Origin of the sequence: Niallia tiangongensis, assembly GCF_044704065.1 — a bacterium.
GTDB lineage: Bacteria > Bacillota > Bacilli > Bacillales > Cytobacillaceae > Niallia > Niallia tiangongensis.
Genome location: NZ_CP162613.1, coordinates 3,579,268 through 3,599,444, shown reverse-complemented (window position 1 = coordinate 3,599,444; position 20,177 = coordinate 3,579,268). Strand labels below are relative to the sequence as shown.

Annotated in this window: 18 protein-coding genes; 11 read left to right on the top strand and 7 right to left on the bottom strand. The window is 34.9% G+C overall.

The annotated features are described in order from the left end of the window. Positions 1–74: 74 nt before the first annotated feature. Positions 75–512, bottom strand: a complete 438-nt coding sequence (locus AB3U99_RS17280; RefSeq protein ID WP_400242777.1) for a universal stress protein — start codon at positions 510–512, stop codon at positions 75–77. A gap of 110 nt (positions 513–622) precedes the next feature. Here AB3U99_RS17280 and AB3U99_RS17275 point away from each other — a divergent pair, with 110 nt between their 5' ends. Continuing rightward, positions 623–769, top strand: coding sequence for a hypothetical protein (locus AB3U99_RS17275; RefSeq protein WP_400242776.1), 147 nt, complete (start codon positions 623–625; stop codon positions 767–769). A gap of 157 nt (positions 770–926) precedes the next feature. Here AB3U99_RS17275 and AB3U99_RS17270 read toward each other — a convergent pair whose 3' ends face one another. After that, positions 927–1,541, bottom strand: a complete 615-nt coding sequence (locus tag AB3U99_RS17270; RefSeq protein WP_400242775.1) for a cupin domain-containing protein — start codon at positions 1,539–1,541, stop codon at positions 927–929. Between the two features lie 364 nt (positions 1,542–1,905). Then, complete coding sequence (locus AB3U99_RS17265) at positions 1,906–3,006, bottom strand: M24 family metallopeptidase (RefSeq protein WP_400242774.1); 1,101 nt, start codon at positions 3,004–3,006, stop codon at positions 1,906–1,908. 465 nt (positions 3,007–3,471) lie between these two features. On the opposite strand from AB3U99_RS17265, the gene AB3U99_RS17260 reads away from it, so the two are divergent. From AB3U99_RS17260 to AB3U99_RS17250, 3 genes are all read left to right on the top strand, one after another. Continuing rightward, positions 3,472–3,717, top strand: a complete 246-nt coding sequence (locus AB3U99_RS17260; RefSeq protein WP_400242773.1) for a hypothetical protein — start codon at positions 3,472–3,474, stop codon at positions 3,715–3,717. A 453-nt stretch (positions 3,718–4,170) separates the two neighbouring features. Next, positions 4,171–5,490: a DRTGG domain-containing protein gene (locus AB3U99_RS17255; RefSeq protein ID WP_400242772.1), complete on the top strand. Its 1,320-nt coding sequence runs from the start codon at positions 4,171–4,173 to the stop codon at positions 5,488–5,490. A gap of 15 nt (positions 5,491–5,505) precedes the next feature. Further along, positions 5,506–6,438 carry a bifunctional oligoribonuclease/PAP phosphatase NrnA gene (locus AB3U99_RS17250; protein ID WP_400242771.1) on the top strand — a complete coding sequence of 311 codons (933 nt, stop codon included), beginning with the start codon at positions 5,506–5,508 and terminating at the stop codon, positions 6,436–6,438. 182 nt (positions 6,439–6,620) lie between these two features. Here AB3U99_RS17250 and ytrI read toward each other — a convergent pair whose 3' ends face one another. Together ytrI and AB3U99_RS17240 are read right to left on the bottom strand one after the other, a co-directional pair. After that, positions 6,621–7,130, bottom strand: a complete 510-nt coding sequence (gene ytrI, locus AB3U99_RS17245) for a sporulation membrane protein YtrI (RefSeq protein WP_400242770.1) — start codon at positions 7,128–7,130, stop codon at positions 6,621–6,623. A gap of 1 nt (position 7,131) precedes the next feature. After that, positions 7,132–7,464, bottom strand: coding sequence for a YtrH family sporulation protein (locus AB3U99_RS17240; RefSeq protein ID WP_031534915.1), 333 nt, complete (start codon positions 7,462–7,464; stop codon positions 7,132–7,134). Between the two features lie 576 nt (positions 7,465–8,040). Here AB3U99_RS17240 and dnaE point away from each other — a divergent pair. The 7 genes from dnaE (at position 8,041) to AB3U99_RS17205 (ending at position 18,166) form a co-directional block, all read left to right on the top strand. Then, entirely contained in the window at positions 8,041–11,421 is a 3,381-nt protein-coding gene (gene dnaE / locus AB3U99_RS17235; protein WP_400242769.1) for a DNA polymerase III subunit alpha, read from the top strand. Between the two features lie 160 nt (positions 11,422–11,581). Then, the gene (locus AB3U99_RS17230; RefSeq protein ID WP_400242768.1) at positions 11,582–12,202 is read left to right on the top strand and encodes a FadR/GntR family transcriptional regulator; all 621 of its coding nucleotides are present in this window, start codon (positions 11,582–11,584) and stop codon (positions 12,200–12,202) included. Positions 12,203–12,271: 69 nt separating this feature from the next. Continuing rightward, the gene (gene accD, locus AB3U99_RS17225) at positions 12,272–13,141 is read left to right on the top strand and encodes an acetyl-CoA carboxylase, carboxyltransferase subunit beta (RefSeq protein ID WP_400242767.1); all 870 of its coding nucleotides are present in this window, start codon (positions 12,272–12,274) and stop codon (positions 13,139–13,141) included. Then, positions 13,135–14,088 (top strand): acetyl-CoA carboxylase carboxyl transferase subunit alpha, encoded by a 954-nt coding sequence (gene accA, locus AB3U99_RS17220; protein ID WP_400242766.1) that lies wholly within the window; start codon positions 13,135–13,137, stop codon positions 14,086–14,088. The genes accD and accA overlap by 7 nt, the downstream gene beginning before the upstream one ends. Positions 14,089–14,676: 588 nt before the next feature. Beyond that, positions 14,677–15,642: a 6-phosphofructokinase gene (gene pfkA, locus AB3U99_RS17215; protein ID WP_400242765.1), complete on the top strand. Its 966-nt coding sequence runs from the start codon at positions 14,677–14,679 to the stop codon at positions 15,640–15,642. Positions 15,643–15,762: 120 nt separating this feature from the next. Further along, a complete protein-coding gene (pyk, locus tag AB3U99_RS17210; RefSeq protein ID WP_400242764.1) occupies positions 15,763–17,523 on the top strand; it encodes a pyruvate kinase in 1,761 nt (586 codons plus the stop codon). Between the two features lie 253 nt (positions 17,524–17,776). Further along, positions 17,777–18,166, top strand: a complete 390-nt coding sequence (locus AB3U99_RS17205; RefSeq protein ID WP_400242763.1) for an FxsA family protein — start codon at positions 17,777–17,779, stop codon at positions 18,164–18,166. A gap of 220 nt (positions 18,167–18,386) precedes the next feature. Here AB3U99_RS17205 and AB3U99_RS17200 read toward each other — a convergent pair whose 3' ends face one another. Beyond that, positions 18,387–19,037 carry a hypothetical protein gene (locus AB3U99_RS17200; protein WP_400242608.1) on the bottom strand — a complete coding sequence of 217 codons (651 nt, stop codon included), beginning with the start codon at positions 19,035–19,037 and terminating at the stop codon, positions 18,387–18,389. Continuing rightward, positions 18,967–19,971, bottom strand: a complete 1,005-nt coding sequence (locus AB3U99_RS17195) for a transposase (protein ID WP_400242607.1) — start codon at positions 19,969–19,971, stop codon at positions 18,967–18,969. The genes AB3U99_RS17200 and AB3U99_RS17195 overlap by 71 nt, the downstream gene beginning before the upstream one ends. Positions 19,972–20,177: the final 206 nt, after the last annotated feature.

Sequence of the window (20,177 nt, the reverse complement as noted above, 5' to 3'; positions counted from 1 at the left end):
TATGCCAGGGAGGGCAGTCCAGTCCTACGCTCTTAAACGGCGTGTCTTGCGCTTTTCTATTTGTTTAGACATAACTATTTTCTTACAATTAGCACATCACAAGGTGCATTTCTTGTTATTCCTTCAGAAACACTTCCAATGATAAATCTCTCTACAGCATTTAATCCAGTTGCTCCACAAACAATTAAATCTGCTGCGTACTTTTTGGCAACCTCTCGTGGAACTACTGCTCTTGGTGATCCGAATTCAATTGCTTTTACTACATTTTGAATTCCTACAGCTGTTGCTTCGGTTACATATTTATCTAATAACTCATTTGCGAATTCATCTGATTTAGCTGCAATGGACTGATCATATGCAGCCACTGTTGCGAACGATCTTGTATCAATAACGTGAGTAATGACAAGCCTAGAATTATTTTCTTTTGCGATTGAAATCGCTTTCTTCATTGCTTTATCTGCTTCTTCTGAACCATCTACTGCAACAATAATGTTTTGATAGTTTACGTTCATAAGCGTTCACTCCTTTATTTTATCTACTTCTATTATATACCCAATTCATGCATAAGTTTAACTTTTCATTCAGATAATAGAGAAGAATTTAAGGAAAGAAGGAATAGAAAATGGACAAACAAAATGAAAGTACGCACAATGATTTTCAATTTGATGAAAAAGGAAGAGAAGAAGTAACAGCACAAGTAATGGAATCCTATAATGATGGTGCAATTGATGCTATCTTGGATAATGAAAAGAAACAGTTTAGAAAATAAACTTCCATAAGTGCAGTGAAAGAACAAATGGACTGAACAAAAGGGTTATTCTTTTGTTCAGTCCATTTTATTGCTATGATGTAAATTCCTACGATTAATCAGATGTAATGGAGTAGAAGAAATTGCACTGATTTAATCACCGGTTTAAAGTTACTTATTAATAATATATTGGGAGTTGATAAGGATGTTGGTAAGTTGGCTGTGGAGGATAAGGGTTAGCTGAATAATTTTGTCTTTGACTAGTTCTGCTTATCGATGGACCGAGAATTGTTGTTTGATGAATAGGAGAGATAGTAGATTTCCACTTATTTACGTCCATGGAATAAGTGTGAGCCATTAACTCGGGAGGAGTTAGACGAAGTAAATCAGAGCCAAAGATTGCTTCGGGTGTAGGTGCATCAAATATAGCTAATAAATGAGTATTATTAGTATTCGCTATCTCATAATGCCACCACCCTTGAGGAACATTCGCTACTTGACCTGCAGTAATCGTATAGTTTTGGATTTTTTTCGAAAAAGGATTTAATAGCGACACCGTAGCAGAACCAGAAATACAATAAACGAGTTCAGCAGCATTTTGATGTACATGTGGCTCCACTACTATATCTTTACTTAAATAAATATCCAGTAATGATACATTTTCCAATGAATTTAACTGTTGTTCTCCTAAAACATTAATATAGTTGTGATTATCTCTTTTGAAAAATTTGCTTTTATTTACATCAAAAGTGTAAGTTATTTTTGGATCGGTGTAATCTACATATTTAACCATTCTTTTTACCCTTCTTCCCCTTAAAGTCTAGGTATTTTATGACGTATTTTTAATTAGGTGCAAGTACAGCATATTAAGGGAGAAATAGATTAGAAAAATTACGTATAATTGAAGAGTAAAGATGAAGTAAAATGAAATTAATAGAGTTTGAAAGTTAAAGAAGGAGAAAAGAAGGTATCATAAAACAATTTGATGGCTTCTTTTCTCCTTCTGTTTAGAGTAGGTGTTTCTATAAGGAAAGTGATTAGCTATCCTTATTTTAATATTTTTAAAATGAATGAATGTTTGTATATTAATTATCAGATTTCTTGATTACCGGATACTTTCCACTTCCACGTTTTACAGGCACCTTTTTAACATAGCTTTATGAGATGATTTGAAGCTCTTTAGGAAATTTCGTTAATATCTCTACACCTTCTTTTGTAACGTAGACATCATCTTCAATACGAACTCCTGCAACATTGGGAACGTATATTCCAGGCTCGATTGTATATACCATGCCTTCTTGCAGTAACAAGGTATTTGTTTCTGTTAATGAAGGGAATTCGTGCACACTAATACCTAAGCCGTGGCCTAAACGATGTGGGAAAAATTCTCCGTAACCCGCATTTCTTATTGTGTTACGTGCAGCTTGGTCAACAGTTGCACATGAAACTCCTGCCTTAGATGCTTCAATTGCTGCAAGCTGTGCTTTTAAAACAGTGTCATAAATGTCCTTTTGTTTCTCGTTAATATCTCCAAATGCCACTGTTCTAGTAATGTCTGAGCAGTAACCATCAACAACTACTCCTAAGTCAAATAAAACTAGATCTCCTTTTTTTATTTTTGATTCACCAGGATTACCATGGGGAGAAGCGCCGTTAACACCGGTAAGTACCATAGTAGAAAAGGACATTTTGCCGATACCCTTTTTCTTTAACTCATATTCAATGCTTGCGAGGATCTCCATTTCTGATTTACCTTCTGCAATTTCATTACAGCCAACTTCTATAGCGAAATCGGCCCATTTACAAGCCTCTTTTATTTTTGCTAGTTCATCAGCAGTTTTAATCATACGTAAAGTATTAATTTTTTCCTCAGCAGAAACATATGATTTGATAGTAGGGAAAGAAGTCTGTAGTGCATGATATCTAGCAACATTCATATGATCCATTTCAAGAGCTACTTTATTTGTACTACTAGTACGAGCTCCAACCATACTTTGAATGGTATCCCAAGGGTTTTCTGTATCGCTATATCCGATGATGTCATGATTCCAGCCAGCATTTTTCGCATCGTTTTTTTCCATAGATGGACAAACCAATATTGGATCCTTATCTGGAAATACAATCAAAGCTAATAATCTTTCATGTGGATCACTATAAAATCCACTAAAATAGAAAATATTATCTGTTGATGTTAGAAATGTGAAATCAATTTCTTCTTGCTCCATCCAATTTGCTAGAGACTCTAATTTTTTTTCCAATTAAACCAACCTCCGTGTTTCTTAAAAATATAGGCTGTTCTCGTAAAGTTTGTTGCTATTCCCCGCAGCCGGAATACACTTCACTTTCCGTGGGGATCGCGCTAAAGCCGCGGTCTGCTTCCGCCTGCAGGGTCTCAGGCAGTCTCGCTAATCCCACAGGAGTCTACGTGTATTCCGGCTGCTCTATTTTTTCAACTAATTTTATTCCTTTAGAAAAAACAACAATCTTTTAGAAAACAGCCAAAATATATGATTCTTTTCTCTTACGTTTTTCCGTAGGACTAGTTGAATGCATTTCTTATCTTATAAGATTAACAACTAAAATCAAGCATGTAAATATTTAGCTTTCCTAAATTTTTTTTTCAGATATTTAAGATAATGATAGCTAGTATAATAATTAGCTGATTTTTAACTACTTTTTTTACCCTTGTCCGCATAATATGGAAACAAGGAGGTTTTACGACTATGAATAAGAATAGATATTTATTATGTATCTTATTATGTGGAGTCCTTTTATACTATGGCGTGCCAAGGCTTTCCCCATTTTCCGAAGGAGCTGAAGGGATATTCGCGATTACCTGGCTAGCATTTGCACTGGTGGTGATAGCAGGAAATTTAACGGCATTACTATATACTCCCAAAAAATCAAAAATAGCAAAAAAATCATATAATAAGGTACAGAAAAAGAAAAAAATATATTATTATCAATAAGGTGAAAATAGCTAGTATGGTGATCTTCATACTAGCTTAAAGCTTGTGAAAAAGTTGTTGATTTAAAATATAATTTTAGATAGATTAGAAAAAGCTTCAAAATACCCACCAATTTCCTTTAACCTCCTTAAACAAATGATGGCTAGTAATGAAAATGGTGGAATGTTTTATAGTGATTAGCCGAGAAGTCATTGAATACCCTAGTAGTTCACTCTATAATAAAGATATGTAAGATTTTCAATAGTTGAAGGGTGAAAATTTCAAATAAATAGAAAAATGGTATAAAATGTCTAGTGCAAGCAGTTCTCGCCTAGCGTAAACTTCAAGACGTTTCCTTTTGCTTAAGACAACAATGGTTCTGATGGTTCCGCATGTTTCTTTTATCGGAAGAATAGGTCTTTTTAAAGTTTGTATGCGATGAGCAATGCGCTTTTCTTAAAAGAGGGTGGTAATTTGGCTACAAAACATGAGCAAATACTAAATTATATTGATGAATTACAGGTAGGAGAGAAAATTTCTGTCCGTCAAATCGCAAAAGCATTAAATGTAAGTGAAGGAACTGCCTATAGAGCAATTAAGGAGGCAGAAAATAAAGGATATGTAAGTACGATTGAAAGAGTTGGCACGATTAGAATTGAACGAAAAAAGAAAGAGAATATTGAGAAATTAACATACGCTGAAGTAGTTAATATTGTAGATGGACAAGTTCTTGGCGGAAGAGCTGGTTTACATAAAACATTAAATCGTTTTGTTATCGGAGCGATGAAATTAGATGCAATGATGCGTTATACAGGTGCTGGCAATCTTTTAATTATTGGGAATCGAGTACGGGCACATGAGCATGTTTTAAAAGCAGGTGCAGCGGTTTTAATAACTGGCGGATTTGATACAGAGGATCATGTGAAAAGATTAGCAGATGAATTGCAGCTTCCCATTATTTCAACAAGCTATGATACATTTACTGTTGCAACAATGATAAATCGGGCAATTTATGATCAATTAATTAAAAAAGAGATTGTTTTAGTGGAAGATATTTTAACGCCACTTAAAGATACAATCTATATAAAGACAACAGATAATGTCGCTTTGTGGCATCAATATAATAAAGACACTTTGCATGGGCGCTTTCCAGTGGTTGATCAAGGCTTAAAGGTGCAAGGGATGATTACTTCCAAAGATATTATCGGAAAATCGATGGATATGACCATTGATAAAGTCATGACAAAGCATCCAATGACTGTTAGCGGGAAGACAAGTGTTGCTTCTTGTTCTCATATGATGGTATGGGAAGGTATCGAAGTCCTGCCTGTTGTAGATGAAGCAAATAAATTAGAAGGAATCATAAGTAGACAAGATGTATTAAAGGCGTTGCAAATGAACCAAAGGCAGCCTCAAATTGGCGAAACAATTGATGATATTGTAACAAAGCATGTATTGTTGACAAAAGGAAAAAATAAGGGAGAAACCACTTTTTCCTGTGAAGTCACACCGCAAATGACCAATCATTTAGGAACTATATCATATGGGGTTTTTACTACAATTGTATCGGAAGCTGCGAATAGAATACTAAGAGGTTTTAAAAAAGGTGATTTAGTTGTAGAAAATATGACTATCTATTTTATAAAGCCTGTACAAATGGATAGTGTTATTGAAATTTCGCCCAAAATTTTGGAGGTAGGACGAAAATTTGGGAAGGTAGATGTCGAAGTGTTTAACCAGGGTGTTCTTGTAGGAAAAGCGATGATGATGTGTCAATTAATTGACCGTCATTAAGGAAGGGAGAAATAAATGAAACAGCAAATACTAGATGCAATTAAAGCGTTTGATACGATCATTATTCATAGACATGTGCGTCCGGATCCTGATGCATATGGATCGCAAGGGGGATTAGCTGAAATCATTAAAGCTTCCTTCCCTGAAAAAAACGTGTACACCGTAGGGAAAGAAGAAATCTCATTAAACTTTCTCAGAAGACTAGATGAGATTGAAGATAGTACATATAAAGATGCTTTAGTAATTGTATGTGATACAGCTAATCAAGAAAGAGTTTGTGATCAGCGTTATCAAACAGGTAAAATGCTGATTAAGATTGATCATCATCCAAATGATGATGCGTATGGGGATATTTCTTGGGTAGAGACTACTGCTAGTTCAACTAGTGAATTGATTTATGAGTTTTATTTGTTTGGAAAAGACCAAGGACTAAAGATGAGTGACGAAGCTGCTAGGCTGCTATATGCTGGAATTGTTGGAGATACAGGGAGATTTTTATATCCAAGCACATCAGAAAAAACATTTCATTATGCTGGAGAATTAATCAAGTATTCATTTTCACGCACAGAAATGTACGACCAAATGTATGAACTTGATCCTCCAATTGTAAAGCTGAGTGGATTTGTGTTCCAGAATTTTAACGTTCATGAAAATGGTGTTGCAAGCATGATGCTTAATAAGGAGATACTAGATCAATTTCAAGCAACTCCTGCACAGGCATCTTTACTTGTTAGCAGTCTTGGAAGCGTAAAAGGGTTAAAAGCTTGGGTCTTTTTCATAGAGGAATCAGATCAAATTCGAGTAAGGCTGCGTTCGAAAGGACCAGTTATTAATGGTATTGCAAAGAAGTATAATGGCGGAGGGCATCCTTTAGCTTCAGGTGCAACAATATATCATTGGGATGAAGTGAGTACAGTAATAAAAGATTTAGAGGAAGTTTGTAAATAAATAAGTAGAGAAGAGGTGCTGTCTCATTCCCATTGAGCAGCACCTTATTTCAATAGTTAAGTAAGTATAAGTTTTATGAAAGGGAATCAGCACCAGTCACCCAGGAGCTGATTCCCTTCATGACCGTTAAGAAATTTCGTTCCACGGCAAAAGCCTAAAACGGATGCCTTGCGCTTATCTTATTAATCTGCAAAGGTAACGCTTAATTCGACATGAACAGTTGTATAGATAATCAACTCTGTTACCTTAAATTTGTAACGCTTCTTATCTGATTCTACTACTTTGTTTTCGATTGATTTTTTCAGTAATGCTCGACTTTTATATACCGTATCAAGGTCTTTAGCAATGATGGTGGATAAGTCTTCTTTAATCGCATCTTCCATCTCAAGGACATTGAATGGCTTAATGTCATATTTTTCTTTATCCGTATTGTTTATTTTTACGACAATGCCTTCGACTGTCAGCTTTTCTTCTGTTGTTTTGTTTTGTGCAGCAAACTCCTCTTGCCAAATTTTCTTCTCTCTTTCTAAATCTTCAATGGTAGCTTTTTGCGTTTTAATTTCTGAACTATATCTTTCCTGCCATACGCCAAAAATAAAGACAAAAATACACCAACTGATGACCCCACCGATAACCATCCCGGCAAAAAAACGCTGCACTGCCTGATTTTTATAATATGGTGGAATTCTCATTTTAAATATACTCCTGTGTTATCCATTTTATAATCGTTATTCCAGTATGTGCCCCGCCGAAAGCAGAGACAATTAGTAAAATTTGCTTAAATAAATCCTTTGTTCCGGCATCATAGATTCCCTTTTCAATCGTATCGATTGCATCAAATGTACCACCAATTGCAGTGACAATTGCCCAGATTTTTATTATTCCGGATATACGGATGATTTCTGTGATGAGTGGTTTTCCTGTTAGAAATGCCGCAAGACCGCCTAATAGTGCTCCTCCTAGTATAACGCCTAATGCGATAAAGTAACTTTCAATGAAGGTAGGGAAGAATGGCTGTTGATTCATACGTTTACCTCTCTATCTTGTTTAGTTTTGTCCACTACTGAAAAAGACGACATAGTCATTAGTAAGACTAAAAGATTGCTTGTTGTCTTCATATTGCTTTTAGCTGTACTTTTTTGAAAATGGTTAAACAGTTATCTAGTAAACTTCTATTCTTATTACTATGGACAAACTATTGATTTTATGATTGATTTTAACGACTCTCTTTTATATGTTTTGAAAAGATCTTTTTTTGTAATGGTAGTTCCTTATGATTAATCAAGTTCTCCATAATCCTTATCATTTTGAATAGAAGAATGTTCCCTATTAAATAAGGAATAGGAATTTACCTGCATACTCGGAAACATACATAAAGAGAACATATTTTCTTTTTTTGCTGTGAACAACTATAATGAAAGGAAAAAGGTTTTATTTCCCTAGACTTTTTTTAAGGAGTTTAAGGGGACTGAATAATGATATTTTTTTTGATAAGTTGCCCCTTAAGGACGGTAAACGAAGAGCTTCGTTTAAAAAAATCGACATTCTAAAAGGAATAGAGTTTTAACAATATATTCTCCTGTTAACAGGAAATAAAAAAACATGAAAAGTGGTGAATTTATGTCTTTTGTACATCTTCAAGTTTCTAGTGCATATAGTCTTTTATCTAGTACTCTTTCGATAAAAGAGCTAGTCAGCAATGCTAAAATACAAGGCTATCATTCCATCGCATTAACCGATCGTAATGTTATGTATGGTGCAGCTTCTTTTTATAAAGAAGCATTGAAGCAAGGAATAAAACCGATTATCGGGCTAACAGTAGATGTAATAAGTGAATGGGAAAAAGAAAATGCCTATCCATTAGTCTTATTAGCTAGAAATAGTCTTGGATTTAAAAATTTATTAAAAATTACAAGTGCCATTCAAACAAAAAATCCACAGGGAATTCCTGTGAAGTGGCTAAAGCATTACGCAAAAGGCTTGATAGCAATTTCACCTGGATCCGAGGGAGAGATTGAACAAAATTTTCTGAAGGGTGACACTGAATCAGCACGAAATACATTATTGTTATGGAAGTCCATTTTTGAACCAGGCCAATGCTTCTTATCTATTCAAAGACATGGTTTGTCCTTAGAGAAAACGCTAAATGAACAGTTAAGGAAATTAGCTATCGAAGAAGAAGTGAAGCTGGTAGCAACGAATAATGTATTTTACCTCAAGGAAGAGGATCATTTTGCTTTTGAATGCTTAAAGGCAATCAAAAACGGCGAAAAGCTATCAGATTTAGAGCAAAATGAATGGAATTCCAATCAACATTATTTAAAAAATAAAGAGGAAATGATAGAACTCTTAAATGATGTTCCAGATATTCTTGAGAATACTTGGAATGTAGGAGAATCTTGCCAAATAGAGATGGACGGTATGCTTGCTACTTTGCCCAAATATACTGTACCTGCAGGCAAAAATGCACTAAGCTATTTGAAAGAATTATGTATTGCTGGATTATATGAAAGATATTCAGATCCTTCTCCAGAACATAAAGCACGGTTGGAATACGAACTTGAGATCATTGGCAAAATGAATTACAGTGACTATTTCTTAATTGTTTGGGATTTTATGAAGTATGCACGAGAAAATGGTGTTCTAACAGGTCCTGGTAGGGGATCGGCTGCTGGATCGATTGTTGCCTATGTTTTACATATTACAGATGTAGATCCTATTAAGTATCAATTGCTTTTTGAAAGATTTTTGAATCCAGAGAGAATTTCGATGCCGGATATCGATATTGATTTTCCAGATAATAAGCGGGAAAAAATTATTTCATACGTGAAAAATAAATATGGAGAGCTTCATGTTGCGCAGATAATTACCTTTGGGACGCTTGCTGCTAAAGCTGCCTTGCGAGATGTTGGCCGAGCGTTTGGTTTATCTGTAAAAGAGTTGGATGAACTTTCAAGGATGATTCCATCCAAACTAGGAATCAATCTTAAACAAAGCTATCAAGAATCAATACGTTTACAGCAATTTATTGCATCATCTCCTCGTAATAAAAAACTATTTGATACCGCTTGTAAAATCGAAGGGCTTCCAAGGCACACATCTACTCATGCTGCAGGCGTAGTCCTTAGTCAACAACCGCTTGTTGAAATTATTCCGATTCAAAGTGGGCATGAAGATATTTACTTAACACAGTATAGCATGGAATATTTAGAAGAACTTGGTTTATTAAAAATGGACTTCCTTGGATTAAGAAATCTTTCTTTTATGGAATCGATTCTTGATATGATTTACAAAGCAGCAAAAAAAAGGATTGATATAAGAAAAATACCGGTTGATGATCCAGCTGTGTTCAAGCTTTTAAGTAAAGGGGAGACAACTGGGATATTCCAGTTGGAGTCAGAAGGAATGCGTAACGTGTTAAAAAGGTTACAGCCAACTGATTTTGAAGACATTGTAGCCGTTAATGCACTTTACCGCCCAGGACCAATGGAGAATATACCTCATTACATCAATAGAAAACATGGCAAAGAGTCGATTAACTATTATCATCCTGATTTAGAAGAAATATTAAGCAGCACATATGGAGTTATTGTTTATCAAGAGCAAATTATGCAAATCGCTTCAAGAATGGCTGGTTTTTCGCTAGGAGAGGCGGATTTGTTAAGAAGAGCTGTGAGCAAGAAACAAAAAGATATTCTGGAACAAGAAAAGATTCATTTCGTAAAAGGTGCCGAAAGAAAAGGATATCACGAGAAAACAGCGAATGAAATATATGAGTTAATAGTACGATTTGCTAATTATGGTTTTAATAGAAGCCATGCAGTAGCATATAGTATGATTGCTTATCAGCTTGCTTATTTAAAAGCTAATTATCCACTATATTTTATGGCTGCATTATTGACATCGTCTATTGGGAATACAGGGAAAATACTTCAATATATTCAAGAATTAAAACAGATGAATATCGAAGTGTCTCCACCATCCATTAACCAAAGTAATTACTTTTTCCGTGTCGAAAAGAACAAAATTCGTTATAGTTTAGTAGCGATAAAAGGTATTGGCGGAAATGTAATGAAAGAAATATTAAAGGCAAGAAAACAGAAAAAATTTGAGGATTTATTTGATTTTTGTATTCGTGTCTCTCCTAAGACGATTAATAGAAAAGTGATGGAAATGCTAATCTATTCAGGAAGCTTTGATGAATTTGGCCAAGACCGTGCTACACTGCTTGCTACCATTGATGTGGCGATTCAGCATGCACAGTTAGTTCACCCAGAGGACGCAGAGCAGAACGATTTATTTAGTGAGGACGATTTCTTTTTCAAGCCGAAATATGTAGAAGTGGAACCACTTAAAGTCGAGGATAAATTAGCATTAGAAAAAGATGCGTTGGGTTTTTACTTATCAGACCACCCAGTATCTATTTATAAGCAGTATTATGCCGCTTTACAAACTACTCCTATTAATGAAATAGAAACAGGCAAGAAACTAAGATGTATTGTATATATAACAGAATTAAATGCTATACGCACAAAAAAAGGTGAACCCATGGCATTTATACAGTTAAGTGACCAAAGTGGAGACATTCAAGGAGTAATTTTTCCTCTAGTCTTTAAAAAATATCAAGAACTGCTAAAAATAGGTGAGACGATCTATATGGAAGGAAAATGTGAAGACAGAAATGGAACGAAACAATTAGTTATTCAAATAGTTCAATCGATGGGAAAGATAGTCCAATCACTTCCTAAAAAAGATCATAAGTTATTTATTAAAGTTATGAATGAGGAAAAAATGATGAACCAAAAAGCTGAGCTTCTGGCTATTATTAGAAAATTCCCAGGAGCCACACCGGTTATTATTCATTATGAAGAAACAGGAAAAAATATTGTTTTAAAAGAAGAATATAAAATTTCTCCAAGTAAGGAATGCATCGCTGAATTATCTGCTCTGCTTGGTGCTAATCAAGTTATCTTAGCCGAATAAAACTTTACAACTTTTAAAAGATAGTATATTGTTTAATAAGCTAACTGGTCAGACCACTTAGCGGAATTTTTTGAATTGGATTATTTTGTACTTATACTTTATTTATTTTCTAATAACTATTGCCTTATTAGGGCAAGAAAGAAGTGAGTGATGACATAAGGTGAATGAATCATCTTCAAAGGAATCCAAGTTATATGTGGATATCGTAAATAATTTACGAGAAATGATTGATCAGAATGGTCTAAAGCCTGGGGACAAGCTTCCATCTGAGCGGGTATTAAGTGAAACCCTTCGAGCAGGAAGGTCGTCCATTAGGGAAGCCTTAAGAGCATTAGAGCTACTTGGACTTATTGAAACAAGAAAAGGCGAAGGAACCTTTCTTCGTGATTTTCAAGGTCATAAATTAGTAGAATTGATCAGTACATTTATATTGCAGAATGATAAAGCTAAGCAAGACGTTTTGGAGACGAAAAATTATATTCAATTAAACGCTCTATATATTGCGATGGAAAAAATAGCAGAAGATGAAATAAAACATTTAAAACGTTGGGTTAACGAACAAGAAGTATCAGAGAGTGAATTTTTTTTTCAAATAATTAAAATGGCCGATAATTTCTTGGTCCATCGTTTATGGATGATTTTGAATGACTATTATCACTCATTAGCGATTCCTACAAAAGAATGGGAGAGGGAGGATTACCTCCATCTTTTAGATGCATTAAACAATAGGGATCAAATGAAATTATGGAGTGTGTATAGTAAGTACAATAACTTTAAATGAATAATGGTGCATGGAAATGACAGGAATCCGATTCAAATCTAAATTGTTACTTATGGGGAGGTTTCCATATTGATTAAGGGGATATTTTCGAAATCAAAAAAGCTTAAATATGCAACGTTGCCTTCAGAATTATCAAAAAATGAAGTGCCAGAAGGTATAATGACAAAATGTTCTAATTGTAAGAAAATAATGTATACACGTGAGTTACAGAAGAATCTAAAGGTTTGCCTGAACTGTGGTTTTCATTTACCAATGAAAGCTTTTGAAAGAATGAATAGTGTCCTTGATGAAGTAACTTTTATGGAGTTAAATGAGGATATGAAAACAGGCAATCCTTTACATTTTCCTGGCTATGAGGATAAGATTGCTGGAGATATTCAGAAAACGAATATGAATGAAGCGGTTGTTACTGGTACTGGCGAAATAAATGGAAATAAAGTAGTGATAGCAGTAATGGATTCTTCTTTCCGAATGGGAAGTATGGGATCAGTAGTTGGAGAAAAAATAACCCTTGCTATCGAAAAGGCAGACCAGCTTTCTATACCGTTTATCATTTTTACTGCTTCAGGTGGAGCAAGAATGCAGGAAGGCGTCCTAAGTCTGATGCAAATGGCTAAAACGAGTACGGCATTAAAACGATTTAGTGATAATGGCGGTTTATATATTACGATAATGACACACCCAACCACAGGAGGTGTTTCAGCAAGCTTCGCCTCACTTGGAGACTATAATTTTGCTGAACCTGGTGCGTTAATTGGCTTTGCGGGACGTCGGATTATTGAACAAACGATTGGGGAGGAGCTTCCTGAGGACTTCCAAACGGCAGAATTTTTACTAAAACATGGTCAATTAGATGCAGTAATACCTAGATTAGAATTAAAAGAAAAGCTTAGCTTAGTGCTTGAAATGCATCAAACTGGTGGTGACTTACAGTGGTAGGATTAGATTTTGATAAGCCAATAAATGAATTGAAAGATAAGATTAAAGAGTTGAAGGATTTTTCAGAGCATGCGAATGTTGATTTAAGCACGGAGATTGAAAAATTGGAAATTCGTTTGAAAAAACTTGAAAAAGATGTCTATGATAATATGAAACCTTGGGATAGGGTTCAAATTGCTAGACACCCTAATAGACCGACGACCCTTGATTATATTTCTTGTTTATTTACAGATTTTATCGAGTTGCATGGAGATAGAGGCTTTGGAGATGATGAGGCAATCGTAGGTGGAATTGCAAAATACAAAGGATTACCCGTTACAATTGTCGGTCATCAAAGAGGCAAAGACACTAAGGAGAATATTCGCAGGAATTTTGGAATGCCGCATCCAGAGGGGTATCGAAAAGCGCTTCGTTTAATGAAGCAAGCAGATAAGTTTAATCGTCCAATTATTTGTTTCATTGATACAAAAGGTGCATATCCTGGTAAAGCTGCTGAAGAAAGAGGACAAAGTGAAGCAATTGCCAAAAATTTATTTGAAATGGCATCGATGCAAGTTCCTATTGTCTGTATAGTAATTGGAGAAGGTGGTAGTGGTGGAGCCTTAGCTCTTGGTGTTGGTAACCATATCCATATGCTGGAGAATTCCACATACTCGGTTATTACTCCTGAAGGAGCGGCATCTATTTTATGGAAAGATGCTGGACAGGCAAAACAAGCTGCTGAAAAAATGAAGATTACTGCCCCAGACTTAAAAGAATTAGGTATCATTGATTCTATTATTAAAGAAGTCAAAGGTGGAGCACATCATGATATAAAAGAACAAGCGGAGCAAATCGATGAGGTTTTATATACCTCTCTTAAAGAATTAAAAGGGATGACAAAGGAAGAACTTGTGAATCATCGCTATGCTAAGTTCAAAAATATCGGAGCATATAAAAACAGTTAATAACACCCTATAACAAGAGATTTAAACTGTAGACATAGAAAAAATGGTCTACAGTTTTTTTGATGGAATTACTTGAAAAACTTTTTGGGTTTTATACTATCTTTGGAAGGAAGTATAAAATAACTGTTAAAAGGTAAAAATTAACTTTACATTAATATGCCGAAAACTTTATACATAAAAAAGAGTGAAATGTTCATAATAAAATTGTTAAAATGATTTTTTTTGGTACTGTTTATCAAATAGTAGTTAAATGGTTTAAAGTTTTAAATATAGGGAAAAACCTAAAAAACGGATCATAATAAAACGGTTTCATTTTGCTGATTATTCCGTCTTTTATTTTTTTCTCAGATTAAGTTGAGATGCGCGATCCTTCATGATATGGTAGAATTGTTTAATGGATAATTGGGTAAAAGTAAGGGGAATTAATAGAGAATAAGTAATTTCTAGATTAATTTACAAAAGTTAGCATTACATAGATTATATATGTAAATTTTGTGAAAAATGTTGCAGACAGATAATTTGTTATATAATAGTATATGTATGTTATGCTACATAATTTATTTGTTAATGAAATTATGAGGTGAGGAAATGACAGTTAAAAGAATTGGTGTATTAACAAGTGGCGGTGACGCACCTGGAATGAATGCGGCCGTTAGAGCGGTAGTTCGGAAAGCGATTTTTCATGGAGTAGAAGTATATGGAGTTATAGGTGGTTATGCTGGACTAATTAGCGGCAACTTCAGAAAGCTAGAAGTTGGTTCTGTTGGTGATATAATCCATCGTGGTGGAACATTCCTTTTTTCTGCACGTTGTGAAGAATTCAAAACAAAAGAGGGACAACAAAAAGGAATTGAGCAATTAAAAAAACATAATATTGATGGTCTTGTTGTTATTGGCGGAGACGGATCTTATATGGGTGCGAAGGCGCTTACAGAACAAGGCTATCCTTGCGTTGGCGTTCCTGGTACAATTGATAATGATATACCAGGCACAGAATTTACAATTGGCTTTGATACTGCATTAAACACAGTTATTGATGCAATTGATAAAATCCGTGATACTGCAACTTCTCATGAAAGAACATTTATTATTGAAGTTATGGGAAGAAATGCTGGCGATATCGCATTATGGGCTGGTTTAGCTGGTGGTGCTGAAACAATTCTTATCCCTGAAGAAGGCTTTAATTTAGAAGAAATTGTTGGCAGATTGAAAAAAGGCCAAGAACGCGGCAAAAAACATAGTATTATTGTCGTAGCTGAAGGTGTTGCAAGTGGTGTTGAAATTGGTAAATTAATCGAAGAAAACACCGACTTTGATACACGTGTATCTGTATTAGGTCATATGCAGCGTGGTGGTTCACCTACTGCTCAAGACCGTGTATTAGCGAGCCGCCTAGGGGCTTATGCAGTTGAGCTTCTTGTAGAAGGTAAAGGTGGAAGAGCTGTAGGTATCGAGAAAAATCAACTGGTTGATTATGATATCATTGAAGCTTTAGCGCGTAAACATACGATTGATAATAATTTATATCACTTATCAAAAGAATTATCTATTTAATAAATCGATAGGGATTTATGATTATTTAGTACATTCTATGGTACAGATAACTCATAAATTCCTAAAATGCTGTGAAGTTAGCTATTATTTTTTTACTAATATTTATCGGAGGTATTATTAATGCGTAAAACGAAGATTGTATGTACTATTGGTCCTGCAAGTGAAAGTGTGGAAAAATTAACGCAATTAATGGAAGCTGGAATGAATGTTGCTCGCCTTAACTTTTCTCATGGTGATTTTGAAGAGCATGGTGCTAGAATAAAAAATATTCGTGAAGCAGCAGAGATTACTGGAAACAATATTGCGATCCTTTTAGATACGAAAGGTCCAGAAATCAGAACAAACAACATGAAAGATGGCGCAATTGAATTAGTTGCAGGAAATGATATCATCGTTTCTATGACAGAAGTTGAAGGTACTACAGAAAAATTCTCTGTTACTTATGAAGGGTTAATTGATGATGTTGAATCAGGTAGTAAAATTCTATTGGATGATGGCTTAATTGGTCTAGAAGTAACGAAAGTAGACAAATCAGCTGGTGAAATACATACAAAAATTTTAAATTCAGGAACATTAAAAAATAAAAAAGGTGTAAACGTTCCTGGCGTAGCTGTAAAGCTTCCTGGTATGACTGAAAAAGATGCAAATGATATTCGTTTTGGTATTGAACAAGGAATTGATTTTATTGCAGCATCTTTCGTACGCCGTGCATCTGATGTTTTAGAAATCAAGCAATTATTAGAGGATAATAATGCATCTCATATCCACATTATTCCTAAGATTGAAAATCAAGAAGGTGTGGATAATATTGATGAGATTTTAGAGGTTTCTGATGGTTTAATGGTTGCTCGTGGTGATTTAGGGGTAGAAATTCCAGCTGAGGAAGTACCATTAGTGCAAAAATTATTAATTAAAAAATGTAATACTTTAGGAAAGCCTGTTATTACTGCAACTCAAATGCTAGATTCTATGCAACGTAATCCACGTCCTACTCGTGCAGAAGCAAGTGACGTAGCAAATGCAATCTTTGATGGTACAGATGCAATTATGCTTTCAGGTGAAACAGCAGCAGGATCATATCCAGTGGAAGCTGTACAAACGATGAACAATATTGCTTCAAGAGCAGAAGAAGCACTAAATTATAAAGAAATATTATCTAAACGCAGCAAGGATTCTGAGCATTCTATTACTGATTCAATCGGACAATCTGTTGCTCATACAGCATTAAATTTAGAAGTAAAAGCAGTAATCACCCCAACTGGTAGCGGTCACACTGCAAGAATGATTTCTAAATATCGCCCAGAAGCTCCAATTGTCGCTGTAACATATGATGCTAGAATTCAAAGACAATTAGCGCTAGTTTGGGGAGTATATCCACGCTTAAGCCAAAAATCAGAATCAACAGATGAAATGCTGGATGTAGCAGTTCAAGAAGGTGTTAACAGCTCTATTGTTACACATGGTGATTTAGTAGTTATTACAGCAGGTCTTCCTGTTGGAGAAGCAGGTACAACAAACATTATGAAAATTCATGTAATTGGCGATGTACTTGCTAAAGGACAAGGAATTGGCCGTAAAACAGCTTTCGGTAAAGCTGTAATTGCTACTAGTGCAAAAGAAGCACTAGATAAAGTTAAAGCTGGTTCGATTCTTGTTACAAACGCAACGGACCGCGATATGGTACCTGCATTAGAAAAGTGTAGTGCATTAATTGTCGAAGAAGGCGGTTTAACAAGCCATGCAGCTGTTGTAGGCTTAAACATTGGGATCCCTGTTGTCGTAGGAGTAGAAAATGCAACAAGTATCTTAAAAGATGGACTAGATATTACTGTTGATTCTCGCAGTGGTTACATTTATAGCGGACATGCTAGCGTACTATAATAATGAATTGATAAAATAAAATAGGAAGAATATCCTTGCTTGAATTTATTGCAATGGATATTCTTCTTTTTTTATGGTTGTTTTCGAATAAGAGAGACGAGTATTCTTATTGGTGCGAACATGTATCTATTAAAAGAGGAAATAACATTATTTAACAAGAGACAGAAAAGGGAAACATATGCTGTCTACTATCAGCTTTAATGGAAAAAAGGTATAATGAAAGAAATGCATTACAGATGAGGATGGTGACAACTTGCGGAATTTTATTATTTGCTTGCTACTAGTACCGCTTATTGAGCTGGTGATCTTTCTTTTAGCTGGAAATATTATTGGAATAGCAGAAACAATATTTATTGCAATAGGAACAGGAATTCTTGGCGGCATATTACTAAAGAAACAGGGATTAAAGGCGATTCGCAATGTTCAAGTTCAATTAAATCAGGGAATGATGCCAGGAGATGCAATTTTAGATAGTTTTTGTGTTCTAATTGGCGGATTTTTATTGTTGTTTCCTGGATTTATTACAGATATTATAGGTGCTGTTATCCTATTTCCTCCTACAAGAAAAATTGGTAAGAATCTACTAATGAGAGGAATACAAAGAAAGCTCCAAAAAAAAAATAGAGTTACCATTATTCATTAATATAGACTAAAAGGATTGGATGATAATAAAGTGAAACTTCCCATCAGTGAGGTTTTCCTTCATCCCCCATTTATCTTCCTCGAATTTTCATAAGCTTGCGGTTGTGTATTACTGAGTTTAAGGTTGGAATAAATAGGGATTGAGAGAAGAGTCTAAACTTCTTACAAAAGTAATTAGCTAGACTCTTTTTTTTCTTAGACGGCACAACTAACACAATAGGTTAGTTGTGCTCGTTCCATTTGCTCTCAATATTGAGTAAATATGCATTTGGGTCCTTTTTAAACCTTCTCTGTTTTGTGTGTTCAAGTATCCGGTTATTCCACTTATTAGCTTCGTTCTTATAGGTAGAATAGTCAGCTTTCCTTATCTTATTCAAACCGTCTCGTTCATCTGTAACACCTTCAACAAAAACAATGTTTTCACCATGACGAACAATATAACGATTCCAAGTTCGACTACCAGTTATTCGCCTATGCCTTACTTTTGTACGTCTAAAGAATAGTTCTAAATCATTGTTCGTCCTAGGTAAGAGAGGGAAATCGTATATAGTAAAAAGTCCTTTCCAAAAGCCATTACTATATCTTAAAAGATTATCCACAAACGCATGATCCTCTTCCCGATTAAGCTCTTTTTTAATATGATCTAGATACTGTTTTAGTCTATTTTCGACCCAAGAACTTGTTTTATTTTCAGATGGCTCCATAATAGTGGCAATCCGTTTAAAACGCAGGTCCCAACGTTTCACAAGTTGATAATCTGAGTTAAAGTTATCAACATTACTGACTATTCTGAATAGCTTTTCAAGTAAAAGAGTCCCCTTTTTTATCCAGGCATTTTTCAATCGAGTCTTTGATTGATTTTGTTCGTTCATAGACTCGAGTACCAGGTAATTCAAACGGGGGCTTACCATCTTCCAGTAATACGGAGCGAATGGCTGCCACATAATCACTTGCGATTTCATCTTCTAAGCTTTCTGAAGGGGATTCTTCTATTTTTCTCTCGATATCTCGAATTCCCCTTAGCTTCTTTTTAATATTTGTCTTTAACTTTCGGTCCTTTTCCACTAATGGTTTGGCAATATCCTTAAAGTAATGGAACTGACAATACTGATATGGAATGTTTGGTGCGACTTTCTCAATCGCTAAACGGATTGACTGTTGCCCATCACTAATAAACCCTTGAATTGGGTAACCCCAATTAATGATGGGTTGAATAATCCCAACCAATTCTTGAGATGCACTACTCTTTAGATTGTGTGCAGCTAGGACAGTTCCACTTAGTACCTCACGGATTACATAAAGTGTTTCGTTTCCTTTTTCAGGTTGAACGCCATCAATAGAAAGGATTAATCCGTCACTTTCTTCTACGACTTTCTCTAAAATTTCTTTCGTGTTCTCTTCGACAGATGACCTAAGTAGTAACGCGTAGCGTTCATAGAGTTTTTGAACCTGTCTTTCAGAGATTTTAATCTGCTTCTCCGTTAGTATGTCGGTAATTTCTAATCGTGTTTTATGTTCTTTAAAGCGTAAATGACCAATATGAGCAATGACATCCATTCCATATGTAATATGTTTCATACTGAGTTGTTCAGCCTCTGCAGAGCGATAAACGATATGATTATCACAGGAGTTATTTTCGCATCTGTAACCTAGATTGATTACTTTAAATTCACCTTTAAGAGTAGAGATGGTTTTCCGCCATACAGGATGACAGTATGTTAATTTGCCTTCACATTTAGGGCAATGTGTAATCTCAGGAGTATAGTAAATAGATTCAACTGGATTTAACCGATTTTTTGTACGCATAAATAAACACCAACTTAAATAATTTATAAGTCTATTATAACTCATAAACATGGTTGGTGTTATTTATTCCGCGTAAGTTTTTTTTGCATAAAGGGCTTGTTCTAAATTTTATATTGAAAATTATTTTAGGCTCCGTGTAATCCCACCAATTTTTATAAAATCTTAAAAAACAGTATGGAAATTTTGTTTATTTGTTAATGAATAAA

Excerpts from the sequence above, each read along its gene's own strand:
- AB3U99_RS17280 (WP_400242777.1), bottom strand. The coding sequence starts at position 512 with ATGAACGTAAACTATCAAAACATTATTGTTGCAGTAGATGGTTCAGAA.
- AB3U99_RS17275 (WP_400242776.1), top strand. The coding sequence starts at position 623 with ATGGACAAACAAAATGAAAGTACGCACAATGATTTTCAATTTGATGAA.
- AB3U99_RS17270 (WP_400242775.1), bottom strand. The coding sequence starts at position 1,541 with ATGGTTAAATATGTAGATTACACCGATCCAAAAATAACTTACACTTTT.
- AB3U99_RS17260 (WP_400242773.1), top strand. The coding sequence starts at position 3,472 with ATGAATAAGAATAGATATTTATTATGTATCTTATTATGTGGAGTCCTT.
- AB3U99_RS17250 (WP_400242771.1), top strand. The coding sequence starts at position 5,506 with ATGAAACAGCAAATACTAGATGCAATTAAAGCGTTTGATACGATCATT.
- ytrI (WP_400242770.1), bottom strand. The coding sequence starts at position 7,130 with ATGAGAATTCCACCATATTATAAAAATCAGGCAGTGCAGCGTTTTTTT.
- AB3U99_RS17240 (WP_031534915.1), bottom strand. The coding sequence starts at position 7,464 with ATGAATCAACAGCCATTCTTCCCTACCTTCATTGAAAGTTACTTTATC.
- dnaE (WP_400242769.1), top strand. The coding sequence starts at position 8,041 with ATGAAAAGTGGTGAATTTATGTCTTTTGTACATCTTCAAGTTTCTAGT.
- pfkA (WP_400242765.1), top strand. The coding sequence starts at position 14,677 with ATGACAGTTAAAAGAATTGGTGTATTAACAAGTGGCGGTGACGCACCT.
- pyk (WP_400242764.1), top strand. The coding sequence starts at position 15,763 with ATGCGTAAAACGAAGATTGTATGTACTATTGGTCCTGCAAGTGAAAGT.
- AB3U99_RS17200 (WP_400242608.1), bottom strand. The coding sequence starts at position 19,037 with ATGAACGAACAAAATCAATCAAAGACTCGATTGAAAAATGCCTGGATA.
- AB3U99_RS17195 (WP_400242607.1), bottom strand. The coding sequence starts at position 19,971 with ATGCGTACAAAAAATCGGTTAAATCCAGTTGAATCTATTTACTATACT.